Origin of the sequence: Kaistia terrae (genome assembly GCF_026344005.1) — a bacterium.
Lineage (GTDB): Bacteria > Pseudomonadota > Alphaproteobacteria > Rhizobiales > Kaistiaceae > Kaistia > Kaistia terrae.
On the sequence record NZ_JAPKNH010000006.1, the window covers coordinates 30,768 to 47,444 of the forward strand.

The 16,677-nt window shown below is 65.2% G+C and carries 17 protein-coding genes; 13 read left to right on the plus strand and 4 right to left on the minus strand.

Annotated elements, in window-relative coordinates; genetic code table 11:
• Positions 1 to 462 precede the first annotated feature (462 nt).
• The 6 genes from OSH12_RS17000 to OSH12_RS17025 all read left to right on the plus strand — a co-directional run bounded on the left by OSH12_RS17000 (position 463) and on the right by OSH12_RS17025 (position 3,781).
• Positions 463 to 756, plus strand: coding sequence for a hypothetical protein (locus tag OSH12_RS17000; protein WP_266344790.1), 294 nt, complete (start codon positions 463 to 465; stop codon positions 754 to 756).
• Positions 757 to 769: 13 nt separating this feature from the next.
• Entirely contained in the window at positions 770 to 949 is a 180-nt protein-coding gene (locus OSH12_RS17005) for a hypothetical protein (protein WP_266344791.1), read from the plus strand.
• Between the two features lie 65 nt (positions 950 to 1,014).
• Positions 1,015 to 1,848 carry an isocitrate lyase/PEP mutase family protein gene (locus tag OSH12_RS17010; protein ID WP_266344792.1) on the plus strand — a complete coding sequence of 278 codons (834 nt, stop codon included), beginning with the start codon at positions 1,015 to 1,017 and terminating at the stop codon, positions 1,846 to 1,848.
• Complete coding sequence (locus OSH12_RS17015; protein WP_266344793.1) at positions 1,845 to 2,549, plus strand: GNAT family N-acetyltransferase; 705 nt, start codon at positions 1,845 to 1,847, stop codon at positions 2,547 to 2,549. The genes OSH12_RS17010 and OSH12_RS17015 overlap by 4 nt, the downstream gene beginning before the upstream one ends.
• A complete protein-coding gene (locus OSH12_RS17020) occupies positions 2,546 to 3,001 on the plus strand; it encodes a GNAT family N-acetyltransferase (protein WP_266344794.1) in 456 nt (151 codons plus the stop codon). Before OSH12_RS17015 ends, OSH12_RS17020 begins: the two co-directional genes overlap by 4 nt.
• 24 nt (positions 3,002 to 3,025) lie before the next feature.
• Positions 3,026 to 3,781, plus strand: coding sequence for an SDR family oxidoreductase (locus OSH12_RS17025; protein ID WP_266344795.1), 756 nt, complete (start codon positions 3,026 to 3,028; stop codon positions 3,779 to 3,781).
• A 266-nt stretch (positions 3,782 to 4,047) separates the two neighbouring features.
• On the opposite strand, the gene OSH12_RS17030 is transcribed toward OSH12_RS17025, so the two are convergent.
• Positions 4,048 to 5,046 (minus strand): KpsF/GutQ family sugar-phosphate isomerase, encoded by a 999-nt coding sequence (locus OSH12_RS17030; protein WP_266344796.1) that lies wholly within the window; start codon positions 5,044 to 5,046, stop codon positions 4,048 to 4,050.
• A gap of 212 nt (positions 5,047 to 5,258) precedes the next feature.
• Here OSH12_RS17030 and OSH12_RS17035 point away from each other — a divergent pair, with 212 nt between their 5' ends.
• From OSH12_RS17035 to OSH12_RS17050, 4 genes are all read left to right on the plus strand, one after another.
• Entirely contained in the window at positions 5,259 to 6,698 is a 1,440-nt protein-coding gene (locus OSH12_RS17035; RefSeq protein ID WP_266344797.1) for an outer membrane beta-barrel protein, read from the plus strand.
• Positions 6,699 to 6,760: 62 nt separating this feature from the next.
• A complete protein-coding gene (locus tag OSH12_RS17040) occupies positions 6,761 to 7,300 on the plus strand; it encodes a MarR family winged helix-turn-helix transcriptional regulator (protein ID WP_266344798.1) in 540 nt (179 codons plus the stop codon).
• A 132-nt stretch (positions 7,301 to 7,432) separates the two neighbouring features.
• Complete coding sequence (locus OSH12_RS17045; RefSeq protein WP_266344799.1) at positions 7,433 to 8,359, plus strand: DMT family transporter; 927 nt, start codon at positions 7,433 to 7,435, stop codon at positions 8,357 to 8,359.
• 133 nt (positions 8,360 to 8,492) lie between these two features.
• Positions 8,493 to 9,692: an MFS transporter gene (locus OSH12_RS17050; protein WP_266344800.1), complete on the plus strand. Its 1,200-nt coding sequence runs from the start codon at positions 8,493 to 8,495 to the stop codon at positions 9,690 to 9,692.
• A gap of 238 nt (positions 9,693 to 9,930) precedes the next feature.
• On the opposite strand, the gene OSH12_RS17055 is transcribed toward OSH12_RS17050, so the two are convergent.
• The 3 genes from OSH12_RS17055 to OSH12_RS17065 form a co-directional block, all read right to left on the minus strand.
• Positions 9,931 to 10,713, minus strand: a complete 783-nt coding sequence (locus tag OSH12_RS17055) for a molybdopterin-binding protein (protein WP_266344801.1) — start codon at positions 10,711 to 10,713, stop codon at positions 9,931 to 9,933.
• On the minus strand, positions 10,703 to 11,545 hold the full coding sequence (locus OSH12_RS17060; RefSeq protein WP_266344802.1) for a cytochrome b/b6 domain-containing protein: 843 nt from the start codon (positions 11,543 to 11,545) through the stop codon (positions 10,703 to 10,705). Before OSH12_RS17060 ends, OSH12_RS17055 begins: the two co-directional genes overlap by 11 nt.
• A gap of 438 nt (positions 11,546 to 11,983) precedes the next feature.
• Positions 11,984 to 12,883, minus strand: a complete 900-nt coding sequence (locus tag OSH12_RS17065) for an NAD(P)-dependent oxidoreductase (protein WP_266344803.1) — start codon at positions 12,881 to 12,883, stop codon at positions 11,984 to 11,986.
• A 241-nt stretch (positions 12,884 to 13,124) separates the two neighbouring features.
• Between OSH12_RS17065 and OSH12_RS17070 the strand changes: the two genes are divergently transcribed.
• From OSH12_RS17070 to OSH12_RS17080, 3 genes are all read left to right on the plus strand, one after another.
• Positions 13,125 to 14,090, plus strand: coding sequence for a 2-hydroxyacid dehydrogenase (locus OSH12_RS17070; protein WP_266344804.1), 966 nt, complete (start codon positions 13,125 to 13,127; stop codon positions 14,088 to 14,090).
• 190 nt (positions 14,091 to 14,280) lie between these two features.
• Positions 14,281 to 15,363: a CobW family GTP-binding protein gene (locus tag OSH12_RS17075; protein WP_266344805.1), complete on the plus strand. Its 1,083-nt coding sequence runs from the start codon at positions 14,281 to 14,283 to the stop codon at positions 15,361 to 15,363.
• Between the two features lie 107 nt (positions 15,364 to 15,470).
• Complete coding sequence (locus OSH12_RS17080; protein WP_266344806.1) at positions 15,471 to 16,454, plus strand: WD40 repeat domain-containing protein; 984 nt, start codon at positions 15,471 to 15,473, stop codon at positions 16,452 to 16,454.
• Positions 16,455 to 16,677: the final 223 nt, after the last annotated feature.

The following is a 16,677-nucleotide window of genomic DNA, read 5'->3' on the forward strand; positions in this document are numbered from 1 at the left end:
TCCGAAACTCGATCCTCATCCTGAGGCGCCCGGCGAAGTCGGGCCTCGAAGGAGGGTCCAGGGAACTCCACGAGGCCTGCGAACCAGAGCGCCTCGCTGGATCTTCCTTCGAGGCTTCGCTTCCGCGAAGCACCCCAGGATGATGGCGGAGGCGGTTGGTCGGTCGTTGAAGCCTTCCGGATGGTACCTCCGAAACTCGATCCTCATCCTGAGGTGCCCGGCGAAGCCGGACCGCGAAGGAGGGTGCAGGGAACTCCACGGGGGCGCCTGCGAACCAGAGCGCCTTGCCGGATCCTCCCGAGGCTTCGCTTCCGCGAAGCACCTCAGGATGATGGTGGAGGCGGTTGATCGATCTCGAAGGCTCCGTTTCGCGCGGGGCTTCGCTTCAACAGGTGATGGACGCGATTCCATCGCGCGGGATATTGCCGTAAATACCCCCTTTCCCATTCAACGGAGGTTTCCTTGCCCCATCTCAGGATTGCCCTGGAAGGCATTGGCGAGCATTTCTGGCTCGTGCCGGACAACAAGCCGGCCATTTCGATCGAGCCCGACGATCTGGAGCTTTCCGACGATCTGCTCGACCGGATCGAGGCCTGGAGCGACACGTTCGACGCCATCCTCGACCCCGTCGATCCGAAATCGTCGCAGTTTCCGACGCCCGAGGCTGAAATCGTCTGGCGCGCCGAGGGCCACGCCATCGCCGCCGCCATCCGCGCCGAGCTTGGTGATGAGTGGGAAGTCGAGGCGCGTTTCTGACGAGGGAGCGACAATGAGCAAGCTCAACCGTGCCTGGCATGACGCCCATCCGATGCCGGCCAATCCGACGCTGGACCAGCGCGTCGAGTGGCATCTTGCCCACACCGTCCATTGCGGTTGCCGGCCGATTCCCCGTCTCGTGCTCGAAGAACTCGCGCGACGCGGAATAGAGCCGCCGTCGCCCGCGAACTGAACCGCATCCCGTCGACATCGCGTGCCTGATCGCTAAGATCGCTATCGTCGAGGATGAGGGCTGACATGACATCGCTATCCGAACGGCGCGCTGCGTTTCGCCAACTGCATCAAGCCGGCAGCTTCGTCATCCCCAATCCCTGGGACGTCGGCAGCGCGCGGCTTCTGGCGGGGTTGGATTTCAAGGCCCTGGCGACTACCTCGGGCGGCTTCGCCTTCAGCCGTGGCCTGCCGGACGGCGCCGTGTCGCGCGACGCGATGCTGGCGCATGTCGCCGATATCGTCGAGGCCACCGAACTTCCCGTGAACGCCGATTTCGCCAACGCCTTTGCCGATGACGCGGAAGGCGTCGCCACCAATGTCAGCCTCTGCGTCGATACAGGGGTCGCCGGCCTCTCCGTCGAGGACATGGCGTCCGATCGTTCCCTCTATGCGTTCGACCATGCCGTCGACCGCATCCGAGCCGCGCGTGCCGCCATCGACGCGTCGCGGCAGGACGTGCTGCTGACGGCGCGCAGCGAGGCGCTGCTGGTGGGTCACCCCGATGCGCTGAACGAAGCCTGCCGTCGCATCGCCGCCTTTGCCGAGGCGGGCGCCGATGTGCTGTTCGTGCCGGGCAAGCTCGATGCCGCCGCCACCGCCGCCGTGCTGGCGGCCGCGGGCGGCAAGCCGATCAACGTCATCGCGCTCGATCCGGCCCAGCCGATCGCCGAGATCGCAGCCCGGGGCGTGCGCCGCATCTCGCTCGCCACCGCGCTCGCCCGCGCCGCCTATGGCGGTTTCCTGCGCCTGGCGCGCGAGGTGGCTGGCGCCGGTACGCTGACCGAGCTCGCCCATGCCGAGCCGGGCGCCGAACTGAACCGCGTCTTCGCCCCCTTTGCCAGAGGCTCCCAATCATGACGTCGCCTGAAGCCTATCCCGTCGGCGCGCTTGTCGATCCGACCCCGGCGCCGCGACCCCAGCGCGTGTCCCTCGAGGGACGCCATGTCCGGATCGTGCCGTTCGATCTCGCAGCCCATGGCCGGGAGATTTTCGACGCGTCGAGCGGAGCGGAGAATGACGGGCTCTGGGCCTATATGGGGAACGGGCCTTTTGCCGATTTCGAGACTTTTTCGGCCTATTACGCGGAAGCCGCGAAGAAGGAAGATCCGCTTCTCTTCGCCATTCTCGACAAGAACAGCGGCCGCGCGGTCGGCCATGCCACTTATCTGCGGATCGCGCCGCAGGATCGCGCCATCGAGGTCGGCAACATCCTCTATACGCCGTTGATGCAGCGCACGATCGGCGCGACCGAGGCGATGTATCTGATGGCCCGCCACGCCTTCGAGGATCTCGGCTATCGGCGCTACGAGTGGAAGTGCAACGACCTCAACGCGCCGTCGCGTCGCGCCGCGCAGCGCTATGGCTTTCACTTCGAGGGCATTTTTCGCCAGCACATGATCATCAAGGGCCGCAATCGCGACACGGCCTGGTTCGCCATGCTCGATAGCGACTGGCCGCGCGTGAAAGCGGCATTTGAAGCCTGGCTCGATCCGGCCAATTTCGACGCCCAGGGCAAGCAGAAGTCGCGCCTCGACGGTTCGGTGGAGATGGCGTCGTGAGCCAACCGCCGCCGCGTCGCGGTGGCCCGGACGATCGCGCCGTCATCGAAGCGTTGCAGCAGGCCGCGTATGCGCGCAACCGCGAGCAACTCGGCGTCGAGCCACTGCCGCTTCTGGCCGATTATGCGAGCCTGTTGGCCAGCCATGAATTCTGGTTGCTCGATGGTGCCGCCGCGCCGAGGGGGCTGCTGGTCCTGGAAAAGCGGCCGAAGGATCTGTTGATCTGGAGCGTCGCCGCCTCGCCGGTGGCGCAGGGGCAGGGCGTCGGTACCCGGCTGCTGGATTTCGCCGAGGTGCGCGCCCGGCAGTTGAACCGCTCGACGCTTCGGCTCTATACGGGCGAAAAGCTCATTCGGAACATCGCCTGGTATGAGCGACACGGATACGCAGTCGAAGAGCGGGAGGTGCTCGCCGATCGCGTCCTCATCCACATGGTCAAGACGATCAGCTGACAGATAAGTAACGGGAGGAATTTCATGACGGGACGTCTTACGGGCAAGCGCGCCTTTCTCACGGCGGCAGGAGCCGGCATCGGCCACGCCACCGCGCTCGCCTTCGCGGCCGAGGGCGCTTATGTCATCGCCACGGATCTGAAGCCGGAGCTGATGGCCAATCTGAAGGCTGGCGGCGTTGCCGAGACACATGCGCTCGACGTGCGCTCGACGGCGGCGGTCGATGCTCTCGCAAGCCAGGTCGGGCCGGTCGACATTCTCTTCAACTGCGCCGGCTTCGTGCATCACGGCACCGTCGGGACGACGTCGGACGAGGACTGGGATCTCTCCTTCGACATCAACGCCAAGGCGATGCACCGCACGATCCGCGCCTTCCTGCCGGGCATGCTGGCAAAGAGCGACGGCTCGATCATCAACATTTCCTCCGGCGCCAGCTCGGTGCGCGGTATTCCGAACCGCTATGCCTATGGCGCGTCGAAGGCCGCCGTCGTCGGCCTGACCAAGGCGGTCGCCGCCGATTATATCCGCCAGGGTATCCGTGCGAATTCGATCGCGCCGGGGACGATCCAGTCGCCGTCGCTTGATGGCCGCATCGAGGAGCAGGCGGAGAAGCAGGGCAAGACGGTGGAAGAGATCCGCCAACAGTTCATCGACCGCCAGCCGATGGGCCGTCTCGGCACGGCCGAGGAAATCGCCTCGCTGGCGATCTACCTGGCTTCGGATGAATCCCGCTACACGACGGGTCAGGTTTACCTGTCGGACGGCGGCTTCTCGCTGTAATTCTGGTGGTTTGTTGGGTGGGGCAGAAGACCCTCACCCCAACCCTCTCCCGCACGCGGGAGAGGGAGCGGTTGAATCTAGAGTAAGACCCACTGGGTCGATTCCGACTTTTCACCTCTCCCTCAGGGAGAGGTCGGCTCGAAGAGCCGGGTGAGGGTTTAGGGAACCATCCGGTGAGGCCGTAAACCCTCACCCGCGCCTGCGGCCGTCGACCTCTCCCTCAGGGAGAGGTGAAGAAGGATGCTCCAAAGCAGATTGATCTTGCTCTAGACGACGCCGATGCGCAGCAGGTCGTGCATGTGCAGCACGCCGACAGGCTTGCGGCCCTCGACGACGAAGAGAACCGTGATCTTGGCGCCGTTCAGCCGATCGATCGCCGCGCCGACGAGCATGTCCGGCTGGATGGTCTTGGGCGAGTGGGTCATCACCTCGTCGACCGTGCGCGACAGCAGCTCCGGCCCGATATGACGGCGAAGATCGCCATCGGTGATCATGCCGATCAGCGCGCCCTCGCCATCGACCACGCCAAGGCAACCGAGTCCCTTCGCCGTCATCGTGACGATCGCCTCGGTCATCGGTGCGCCGGAGGCAGCTACCGGCATCGACGCGCCCTTGTGCATGACGTCGCGGACGAAATGCAGGCTGGCGCCCAGCTTGCCGCCGGGATGGAACATCCGGAAATCCTGCGCCGTGAAGCCGCGCGTCTCCAGCAGCGCGATGGCGAGTGCATCGCCCAGCGCCAGTTGCATCACGGCCGAGGTCGTCGGCGCCAGTCCATGCGGACAGGCCTCTTCCGCGCGTGGCAGGAGCAGGACGTGGCTCGCCTGCCGACCAAGCGTGCTTTCGGCGCTGGAGGTGACGGCGATCAGCGGGGTGCGGAAGCGGCTGGCATATTCGACGACGGCGCGCAGTTCCGCCGTCTCGCCCGACCAGGACAGCGCCAGGATGATGTCGTCCCGGCCGACCATGCCGAGATCGCCATGGCTCGCTTCGGCGGCATGCACGAAAAAGGCGGGGGTGCCGGTGGACGCGAGCGTCGCGGCGATCTTGACGCCGACATGGCCGCTCTTGCCGACGCCGGTGACGACGACGCGGCCGCCATGGGCGCGGATCATGTCCACGACTTCGGCAAAGGGCGCGGCGAGGGGGCCGGCGAAGGCGGCGGCAAGGGCATCCAGTCCGGCGCGTTCGCTTTCCAGCGTCCGTATCGCCGAGGCTACCGACTGGCTGGCCAGATCCACGCTCGCCTCATCCGTAACCGCCATTATCCACTCCGCAATCTGTTGATCGGGGGGCTTTTAGCACGCCCCGTCACGACGCGCCGCCTGAAAACGGGAAAGCCGAAAGCGCCTGAAAAGGAGGAGGCCCGGCCGGGTTCCGAAACCTTCTCTTAACCAAGGGCCTTTACGATTGAGAAACCATGATTGTCGGGAGTTCACCGGCGCGATCTGAATTTGAAAGGCCATGGCAGGCGGCAATGCATTTTCCAGTCCGGCTCTTCCTGTCGGCGGCGCTTCTTACGCTCGCTTCGACAACGGCCGTCCGGGCTCAGGATAGCGCCATTCCGCTCGACCTGCTCGAGGATGCCGACGCCTTCGGCAGCCTGCGCGGCAGCGACAGCCTGGCATCGGTCGATCTGACGCTTCCAACCGAAACGCCCGGCACGGGCAGCAACGAACTGCCGACGACCGGCCGCGCCGTGCGTTCCGAACGCGTCGCGCCCATCATCGCCGAGGAGGACGAACCCGCCCGGCCGCGCAACCGCACCGCCGGCGCCCTCGACGCCTCGGCCTATGATCCGCTCGGCATTCGCCTTGGCGGCTTCATCCTGCTGCCTTCGATCGAACTGCGCGGCGGCTATACCAGCAACGCCGCCGGCGCCTCGACCGGCGGGCCGTCCGGAGTGCTGTCGGTGCTGCCGGACGTGACCCTCAAATCGGAATGGAGCCGGCATGAGCTCAACTTCCGCTTTCGCAGCAGCAACGATTTCTACACCGACGGCTCGGTAGCGGAGAAGCCGACCGTCCAGGCCGAGGCGAACGCCCGCATCGACCTGCCGCGCGACTGGGCCCTGCGCCTGCGCGCCGGCTATGACTACGAGACGCAGTCGCTTTCCAGCCTCGATTATCCGACGGGCGTCGAAAACCCGCCGGGCGTCAACACCTACGCCGCCGGCGCGACACTGGATGGCACGCTGGGCCGCGCGGTGCTGCAGCTTCGCAGCAACGTCGTTTCTACCGAATATGAGGATGGCAAGGCGGGCGACGTCACCATTCCCCAGGGCGACCGCGACAACACATGGGTGAGCGGGGCAGCCCGCATCGGCTATCAGGTGACGCCGGTTCTGACGCCTTTCGTCGAGGCCGAGATATCGGATCGCAGCTTTCGCCAGAAGATCGATTCAAACGGCTTCAATCGCGCCAGCCAGGGTGTGACGCTGCGCGGCGGCATCGCCTATTCGGCCGATCCGGTGCTGTCAGGCGAACTTGCCATCGGCTGGCATCACGAGCGCTACGACGACACCGCATTCCAGCCGCTCAACGCGCTGACCATCGACGCCAACGTGCTCTGGGCGCCGACCGAGTTGACCAAATTCACCCTGCGCGCGGCAACCTATGTCGAGCCGACCACCGATCCGAACTCGGCAGGCTCGATCGTCTATGATGTCGGCCTCAAGGCCGAGCACGCTTTGCGGCGCAATGTGACGCTCGAAGCGGACCTCGGCTGGCAGTACCAGCCCTATCAAGGCATCGACGTCGCCGACACGACTTATGAAGCCGGCTTCGGCGTGACATGGAAGATCAACCGGTCCGCGTGGGTTGTCGGTCGGTTGTCGCAGGAATACTATCAAAGCGCCCAGCCGGGCGGGAGTTATCCGACGACGACGGCCACCGTCGGGCTGCGTCTGCAACGCTGAATTCGGCGGGTTTCGTTTGCCGTGTCATCAACCCGACATGTAAAGCCGGTATGCAAAGCATCATGGCCTTCAACCATCGCAAAACGATCACTTTCCGCCTCGCCCAGACAGCGCGTGCCGCTCGCGGGCGCTCCGGCAGCCATTTGACGCGGATCGGGCTCCATCCCGGCCAGGATAGCGTGCTGAAGACGCTGTCCGAGCAGGATGGTCTCTCGATGAGCCAGTTGGCGCAATCCCTCGCCGTCCAGCCGCCCACCGTCACCAAGATGGTGAGCCGCCTCGCAGCCCAGGGCTATGTCGAGCGCAAGGCTTCGATGGGCGACGGGCGCCAGGCGCATGTCTACCTGACCCAGCAGGGTCGAGACACCATCCTCGCCATCGACAAGGGCTGGAAGCGTCTCGAGAAGGAAGCGCTCGCCGGTCTCGACGACAAGGACGTCAAGCGTCTGCGCAAGATCCTGCGCCAGATCGAGCGAAACCTGTCCGCCATCGCCGAAGATGGCGAGGATGACGTCGTCGACGAGCCGGAAACCGACGCCGAAACCGCCTCGAACGCCCCCGCGGCCGAAAATGTGCCCGAGAAGGCCGAACCCGTGGCTTGAGCCGGGCGGCGCTATCTGATTGATTGGGTAAGACTTGCTGATTGATTGGCAGGGCTTGCCGGGCAAGACCTGATCGTCGATAGCGCTTGCCCCTCTTCGGGCCTTCTCCCCGCCCGAGTTTCCGGAGTTCGGATGTCTTCCCCGTTGCCGCCCGCCGACGCGGAGGCTGCGCTGCGCCTGCGCGGCATCGCCTTGTATTCCCTCGCCATGCTTCTCTTCGCCGGCACCGATGCCTGCGCGAAATATGCGGGCCAGTTCGTACCGGTGATGGAAGTCGTCTGGGTCCGTTTCCTCGTGCAGGTCGTGCTGGCCGTGCTGGTGTTCCAGCCCTGGCGCGCGATCGCGCTCTACAAGACCCGACGGCCGGTGCTGCAATTCATGCGCGGCATGTTCCTGGCCGGGTCGACGATCTTCAACTTCCTCGCCATCCATCAGTTGCAGCTCGACCAGACGATGTCGATCGGCTTCTCGGCGCCGTTCATCACGGCCGCCCTCGCCGGGCCGTTGCTGGGCGAATGGGCCGGCCCGCGCCGCTGGGCCGCGATCCTCGTCGGCTTCGCCGGCGTGCTCATCATCACCATGCCCGGCTTCGGCACGCTGAAGCCGGCGATCTTCCTGTCCGTGGCGGCAGCCTGCTCGAACGCGTTCTACATCCTCTCGACCCGCCTGTTGACCCGCACGGACAGCAGCGCCGGCCTGGTGCTCTATTCGGCGCTGATCCCGATGCTGGTGCTTGCGCCGATCTCCGTGCCGGCGATGGCCGTGCCGCCGACATGGCTGATCGGGCTCTGCATGTTCCTGACCGGCGCGCTCGCCTTCACCGGCCACTGGTGTCTGGTCCAGGCCCATCGGCAGACCGCCGTGCCGGTGCTGGCGCCCTTCATGTATACCGGCCTGATCTGGATGATCCTGCTCGGCTATCTCGTCTTCGACGATGTGCCGGAGCCGCGCACGCTGGTCGGCGCCAGCATCATCATCGCCAGCGGGCTCTATCTGCTCTATCGCGAGCGGGTCAGGGAGCCGGAGCGCCAGCAGCCGGTGGACGTGCTGGACGGCTGATATCGCGATCGCAAGCCGGCGCGGCAGAAATGCCGCTGCCCGCGCTGGTGAAATGCTTTAAGAGATCGAGTTGCATCGCCCGAATGCGGATTTCGCCGGGCGGCTCCCGAACGTGCCTTCCCCCGGATACCCCATGGCCCTTCCTGCCAATCGCCAGGCGCGCTTTTTCGTCGCCCTCGCCATCATGGTCGCGCTGCTGAACAGCACCGCCGCATCGCCGCTCTATACGAGCTACCGGATGATGTGGTCGCTCGATGCGTTCACCGTCGCCTTCATCTTCGCGATCTACGCCTTCGGCACGCTGTTCGCGCTGGTCGTTCTCGGCCGCCTTTCCGACAAGCTGCGCGATCGCCGGTTGCTGATCATCCTGTCGCTTGGCGTGGTGATCGCCGGCGCGCTGATCTTCGCCTCGGCCGGCAGCCTCGCGACGCTGCTGATCGGCCGCCTGCTGGCCGGCATCGGCACCGGCGGCCTGACCGGCATCGCCAACGCCGCCCTGATCGAGCTCGACCCGAAGGCCGATGCCCGCGCCAACGCCGTGCTGGCGACGGCCGTCTTCACCGGCGGCTGCGCGCTCGGGCCGATGATTTCCTCCGCCGCGCTCCATTTCGACGCGTGGCCGTTGCAACTGCCCTTCATCCTGATTGCCGCGCTGGCGGTGATTGCGATCGTCGGCCTCGCCACCGCCACCTGGCAGCCTGCCGCCCGCGCCATCGACACGCCCCGGACGCTCACCGCCGCGATCATCCTGCCTACCGGCCGCTACACCGCCTTCGCGGTCGCAGCCGGTGCGCTGATCATCGCCTGGGCGGTCGGGTCGACCTTCGCCGGCCTTGGCGTCACCTTCGTGCATGAGTTGCTGAAGGTCGACAGCCAGGCCGCTTCCGGCGTCATCGTCGCCGTCTTCCAGCTCGTCGCCGGCATCAGCCAGCTGGCCAGCCAGCGGCTGGATTCGAACAGGGCGATGGTGATCGGCACAACGCTGATATCGCTGGCGATTCTTGCCTGCGCCTATTCGATCTGGGCCGCCTCGCCACTGCTGTTCGTCCTCGGCACAATCGGCAGCGGCATCGGCTATGGCGCGGCCTTTGTCGGCGCGGCCGGCGTCGTCAACCGCATCGCCCCGCCGGACCGGCGCGCGACGTGGGTCTCGACCTTCTACATCACCGGCTATCTCGCCAACGCCATCCCGGTCCTGGCGCTGGGCTTCCTCGGCGACAGGCTGGGTCTGTTTGGCGCGTTCCTGTGCCTGACTGTCTTCACGGTGGTCGGCACCGTCGTCGTCAACATCGCCGCCAAGCTGATCCTGCCGGCCAAGGGTTTGCGGAAGTAGGAGTCACATCCAGATCCATCTGATTTGAAGCACAGCGCTTTCCTCACCTCTCCCTGAGGGAGAGGTCGGCGGCCGAAGGGCGGCGGGTGAGGGTTTACGGCCTCACCGGATGGTTTCCTAAACCCTCACCCGGAGCTTCGCTCCGACCTCTCCCTCAGGGAGAGGTGAGGGGCCGGCTCTACCCATGACGCGCCGCCCTTGTCCAAAAGTGGAGATCCACGCGAAAGGCCGGGTCGTCTCAAATGCCTGCATACCATTCGTAGCCGCGGTCTTCCCAGAAGCCGCCCTTGCCGCCGTCGATATCGGCGTAATCGGCGACCGCCTCGATGCGCATGACGTATTTCGCCATCTTGTAGCCGAGCTGACGTTCGACCCGCAGGCGCAGCGGCGCGCCATGGGCGACCGGCAAGGTCTGGCCGTTCATCTCATAGGCGAGGATGGTCTGCGCATGTTCGGCATCCGGCAGGCCGAGGCTCTCATAGTATTTGGCGCCGCCGGCCAGCGTCTGGTCTAGCGTGTCGGCGCAATAGAACACGATGTAGCGCGCCTCCGGCTTCAGCCCGACCTGGTCGAGCAGCGTCTTCAGCGGCACGCCCTTCCATTTGCCGATGCAGCTCCAGCCCTCGACGCAATCGTGCCGGGTGATCTGGGTGCGCGAGGGCAGGGCGCGCAGATCGGCCAGCGACCACTCCATCGGCCGCTCGACCAGCCCACCCACTTTCAGCTTCCAATTCTTGAAGCTGTCGGCCGAGAGCGCGAGATAGTCCTCGTCCTGAGGATCGATGCTGCCGTTCGGCTTGAAGTCGGGCGAGATGTCCGCCTCGGTATATTCGCGCGCCATGTCATTGGGGCCGAGGATGGCGCGTTGCGTCGTGCGGGTCAGGGTCTCGGCCCGGAACAGCATGCGGCGAAACCAGTCGGAGCTCGAAAGCTGGTCGCAACCGGCAAGCAGCAGCGTGCCACCGAGCACGAAAACCCGCTTGAGAAAGCCACGGCGGTCAAAACCCTGTTTATCGCGCATCGGGCTTCTCCTTCGGCTCGATGGCGTAGTTGCCGGTGATCATCGAGCGCAGATTGTTGAAGACGCCGGAGACCAGCACCATCACGAGGTGGACGAGAATGAACAGCACCACCAGCGTCGCGCAGATGAAATGGATGGTGCGCGCCGTCTGGCGGCCGCCGAAGAGATCGACAAGCCACGGAAACGCGGCGTCGATGCCGGGCGACATGGTCAGCCCGGCCAGCACCAGCAGCGGCAGCACGATGATGACGATGCCGAAATAGGCGAGCTTCTGCAGCACGTTGTAATGCCGCGCCTCATCGCCTTTAGGGAAATGGAGCCGCATATGCTCCCAGATCGACCCGCCGATATGGCGCAGCTGGTCCCGGCTCGGCACCAGTTCGCGCAGATGGCCGGAGGTCAGGCTGTAGGCGAGATAGACGAGACCGTTGGCGACGAACAGCCAGGCGAAGAAGAAATGCCAGCGCCGGCCGGTGGCGAGATCCTGATAGCTCGGCAGCGTCGCCCAGCTTGGAAAACCGCGCTCGACCAACTCGCCATTTTCGCGCGAGACGCCGAGGACGCCGGTGGTGGTGAAGCCATGGCCGAGGATGGTCGTGACGCCGACCGGCTTTTCGTCACTTTCCGGCGCCTGGCCCATGGCCAGCACGGGGCTATCGAAATGCGAGCGCTGGCCGAGATAGAGGGCAGGGTGGGCGTTGAAGATCTGCATTCCGCTCATCAGCAGAACGGTGATGCACAGCACATTGATCCAGTGCGTGATCCGCACCACCAGCCGGTGGCGATAGATCAGGCGTCGCGTTGGGACGCCTTCTTCCGAAATCGCAGACATGGCCGGCCTCCACCGGCCCGGCATGCGGTCGAAACGGCCGCCCTTTTTCCGGGCCTGACCATTCTACGCCCAGAACGCTCGCGAAGTTTCGTCGATTAGGCAAAGAGCTCGGGAGCCCCTTCACCTCATCTGGAGAGAGAGTTGATTCCAAAAGCTCGACCCTCATCCTGAGGCGCCCGGCGAAGCCGGGCCTCGAAGGAGGGTCAGTGAACACTTGATCTAGTTCGCGCGGCGGATTTCGCCGGACTTGGTCCGCAAACCCCGGTGCTCCGCTGGCCCCTCCTTCGAGGCTTCGCTTGCGCGAAGCACCTCAGGATGATGGCGGAGCAGGTCGATGGGCCTGGGGGCGCAGAGGTTGGCGAATGGCTGCCCACCACATCAATCCAGGCCGGGGTGGTGGGCTACCTTCCGGCAGCCCACGCTTTCCCGAAGGAAAAGTTAGCCCTTCAGCTTGGTGCCGTTTTGCGCGGCGATGAAGTCCGACAGCATCGGCACGAACGTCTCACCTTGGCCGGAGGCGGCCATGGCGGCGAAATTGTTCTTCACCGCGTCGCCCAGCGTGTTCACCGCGCCAACCGAATCCGCCATCGAGGCGAGATAGCGCAGGTCCTTGTAGGCGTTGGAGATGGTGAAGGGATGGGCGTTCTCGTTGCGGTCGATCACGTAGTTCATGAAGGTATCGTAGAAGCCGCAGTGCATGCGGCCTTTGCTGATCACCGAATGGAAGGTGTCGGGGGTGATGCCGGACTTCTGGCCGATGGCAAGCGCCTCGGAATAGAGGGCCGCATAGCCGAGCGACAGGAAGTTGTTGATCAGCTTCATCTTGTGGCCGGCGCCGACCGGGCCGACATGGACGATCGTCGCCGCCCAGCAGGCGATCAGCGGCTTCACCGAGGCAAACACCTCGTCGCTGGCGCCGACAAGCGCCTGCAGCGTGCCGGCCGCGGCGCCTGCCGGCGTGCCGCCGAGCGGCGCATCGACCAGCGTCACGCCCGCTGCTTCCATCCGTCCCGAAAGACGCAGCGTCGAGGTCGGCTCGGCGGTCGAGCAATCGATGACGATCAGCCCCTTTCGCGCACCCGCCAGAATGCCGTCCTTGCCCTCGATCACCGTCTCGACATCGCGCGAGCCGGTCACGCAGAGGAAGATGACGTCGGCGCCGCGCGCCATTTCTGCCGGGGTCTGCACTTCGCTGGCGCCCTTGGCGACCAGCCGCTCCACGGCTTCGCGGCGACGATTCGCCATCACGAGCAGCGGATTCCCCTTGGTCAGGAGGTTGGTCGCCATCCCTTCGCCCATAAATCCGAGCCCGATGAAGCCGACGGTGCGGTTCGACATGGCAGCAACCCTCCCTGGGTGTTTGCATTTGATTTCATTCGCAGATTAGAGTGCGGAACCGGTTCAGGACAAGGCAAACCAGCAGCCGGTCCCAAGTGGATGCCACTCGGAACGCCACTCAATCGGAATGTTGGTTCGCACTTGCCGAAACCGACCGCCGAAATCATGTTATCGATCACACGGATCCGACGCCGGCGACACGTCAGCCGGGTTCGCGCACAGCCAGCCTCAAGGAGCTTCCATGTCTCGGCCAGAACTGCTCATGCCCGGCCGCATGCAACAGAACGTCAACGATGCACTCGACGCCAAGTTCACCGTGCATCGCCTCTATGACGCCAAGGATCCGGCAGCCCTGCTCGCCGAAGTCGCTCCGCGCATCCAGGCCGTTGCTGTCGGCGGCGCTGTCGATGCGGCGCTGATCGACAAGCTGCCCGCGCTCGAGATTATTGCCTCGTTCGGTGTCGGCTATGATGCCGTCGACGCCAAGCACGCCTCGACCCGGGGCATCATCGTCACCAACACCCCGGACGTGCTGACCGAGGAAGTCGCCGACACCGCGCTCGGCCTGCTGCTGATGACGGTTCGCGAGCTTTCCGCTTCCGAGCGCCACCTGCGCGCCGGCAAGTGGCCCGCCGGCAATTTCCCGCTCAGCGGCTCGCTGCGCGACCGCACGGTCGGCATCGTCGGCCTGGGGCGCATCGGCAAGGCCATCGCCCGCCGCCTGGAGGCATTCGGCGTTCCGGTCGTCTATCACAACCGCCGTCCGGCCGAGGACGTCTCCTACAAGTACTACGCCGACCTGACCGAGATGGCTGGGGATGTCGACACGCTCCTGAGCGTCCTGCCCGGCGGCGCTTCGACCGAGAAGGCGATCAACCGCGCCGTTCTCGACGCGCTCGGGCCCCGTGGCGTGCTGATCAATATCGGTCGCGGCACGGTCGTCGACGAGCAGGCGCTGATCGAAGCGCTCAAGGAGAAGCGCATCCTGGCCGCCGGTCTCGACGTGTTCGAGAAGGAGCCGCAGGTTCCCGCCGAACTGATCGCGCTCGAAAACGCCGTCCTGCTGCCGCATGTCGGCTCGGCATCGGTGTATACGCGCGACGCCATGGGCCAGCGCGTCATCGACAATTTGACCGCCTGGCTCGAAAACAAGCCGCCGCTCAGCCCCGTCTCCGAGACGCCGTTCTCGGGCTGGAAGGGCAAGTAGGCTTCTCGCTACAGCGTGATCCGGCTCTGTGAAATCCCCTCTCCCGCACGCGGGGGAGGGGGCAGGGTGACGGGCCTCCTTTGCCCGAAGCATCGCGTTCCCCATCGCAATCGGCGCGGACATCGCCTATATCAGGCGGCAACCCATTCCCCCTTTTGCGCGGGCTGATGTTCCGCGCCGGAGACATTTCATGACGGAAACCCTGATCCCGGTCACCGTGCTCACCGGCTATCTCGGCGCCGGCAAGACGACGCTGCTGAACCGCATCCTGTCGGAAAACCACGGCAAGAAGTACGCGGTCATCGTCAATGAATTCGGCGAGATCGGCATCGACAACGACCTCATCGTCGAAAGCGACGAAGAGATCTACGAGATGAACAATGGCTGCGTCTGCTGCACCGTGCGCGGCGACCTGATCCGCGTCGTCGAAGGCCTGATGAAGCGCCCCGGCGGCTTTGACGGCATCCTGGTCGAGACCACCGGCCTCGCCAATCCGGCCCCCGTCGCGCAGACCTTCTTCATGGATGACGATGTCCGCGCCAAGTCGCGCCTCGACGCCGTCGTCACCGTTGCCGACGCGATGAACCTCCTGACCCGGCTCGACGACGCGCCCGAGGCTGAAGAGCAGATCGCCTTCGCCGACGTCATCCTGCTCAACAAGTCCGATCTCGTCGACGCTGAGAAGCTGGCCGCCGTCGAGCGCCGCATCCGCGAGATCAACCCGCATGCGACGATCCACCGGACCGAGCGCTGCGCCATCGACCTCTCCAAGGTTCTGGATCGCGGCGCCTTCGATCTCGAGCGCATCCTGACGCTCGACCCGGAATTCCTCGAGGGCGAAGATCATGACCATGATCACGTCCATGACGAGAATTGCGGCCACGATCATCACGACCACGATCACGTCCATGACGAGAACTGCGGTCATGATCATCACGGCCACGACCATCATCACCACCATCCGCGCCACGACGAATCCGTGTTCAGCGTTTCGCTGCGCGGCGGCACTCTCGATCCGAACAAGTTCTTCCCCTGGATCCAGGAGATCACCCAGTCGGAGGGGCCGAACATCCTGCGCCTGAAGGGCATCCTGGCGATGGACAAGGACCCGCAGCGCTATGTGCTGCAGGGCGTCCACATGATCGTCGAAGGCACGCATCAGCGCGATTGGGCCGAGGGTGAAAAGCGCGAAAGCCGCCTTGTCTTCATCGGCCGCAAGCTGAACGAAGCCGCGCTGCGCAAGGCGTTTGAAGACTGCGTCATCGCCGCCTGAGCTTTGGCTCTCGCTGCCGCCATTCGGCCTCGTCATCCCGGCTTTCGCGGGGATGACGTTTCGCCGACGATGACGGCCCATAAAAGCGTCCCTTGGAAGAACTTGTCTTGCCCACCATCCAGTCCTTTCCTCTCGACGCCTTTGTCGTCGCCGCCGAGTTTCTGGGGCCTGAGCCCGTCTTCGCCCTGGGCGACGGCAATGTCGCGCTGGTCGATGGCGCTTCGGCCGAGAAGCACGCCGTCCATTCCGGCGGCCTGCTCGCCGCCGCCCGGACGCTCGATGGCAACCGGCTGATCACCACGGGCGATGACGGTCGCGTTGTCGCGATCGATGCCGGTGGCAAGATCGACGAAATCGCCCTGCAGCCAAAGAAGTGGATCGACCAGGTCGCCTGCGGCCCGGATGGCGTCATCGCCTATGCCAGCGGCCGCCAGGTTTTCGTGCGCTTCGCCAATGGCAAGGAGCGCGTGCTGGAGCATGAGCGCACCGCCGCCGGCCTCGCCTTCGCGCCGAAGGGGCTTCGCCTCGCCGTCGCGCGTTACAATGGCGTGTCGCTCTGGTGGATCGGCACCGACGCCAAGCCGACCGAATTCGAATGGAAGGGCTCGCATCTCGGCGCGACCTTCTCGCCCGATGGCAAGAACGTCATCACGACGATGCAGGAGAATTCGCTGCATGGCTGGCGCGTCGCCGATGGGGGCGGCCACATGCGGATGTCGGGCTATCCGGGCAAGGTGAAGTCGATGTCGTGGTCGGCCAAGGGCCGCTTCCTCGCGACATCGGGCGCGGAAATGGCCGTGCTGTGGCCGTTCCACTTCAAGGACGGCCCGATGGGCAAGCAGCCGCTGCAACTCGGCACGCGCGACCAGATCGTCACCTTCGTCGCCTGCCATCCGACCGAAGAGGTCGTGGCGATCGGCTACAAGGACGGCATGGTGCTCGCCGTGCGCTTCGCCGACAGCGACGAGGCGATCCTGCGCAAGCCGGGCGAGGGCGGCCCGATCAGCGCGCTCGCCTGGGACAAGAAGGGCATCCGCCTCGCCTTCGGCACCGAGGGCGGCCAGGCCGGCGTCATCGACCTCGCCAGCTGAGGCCCGCAGGCTCGCTCCGAGACTGGCGTTCTCACCTCTCCCTAAGGGGAGAGGTCGACGGCCGCAGGCCGGCGGGTGAGGGTTTATGGCCTCACCAAAGTTTTCCCTGAAGGAACGCCTCCGCCATCATCCTGAGGTGCTTCGCGTCAGCGAAGCCTCGAAGGAGGCTCCAGCTGGGCATTCCGACCTCGCCAGCCAGATCCAATCGTTCCCTGGACCCTCC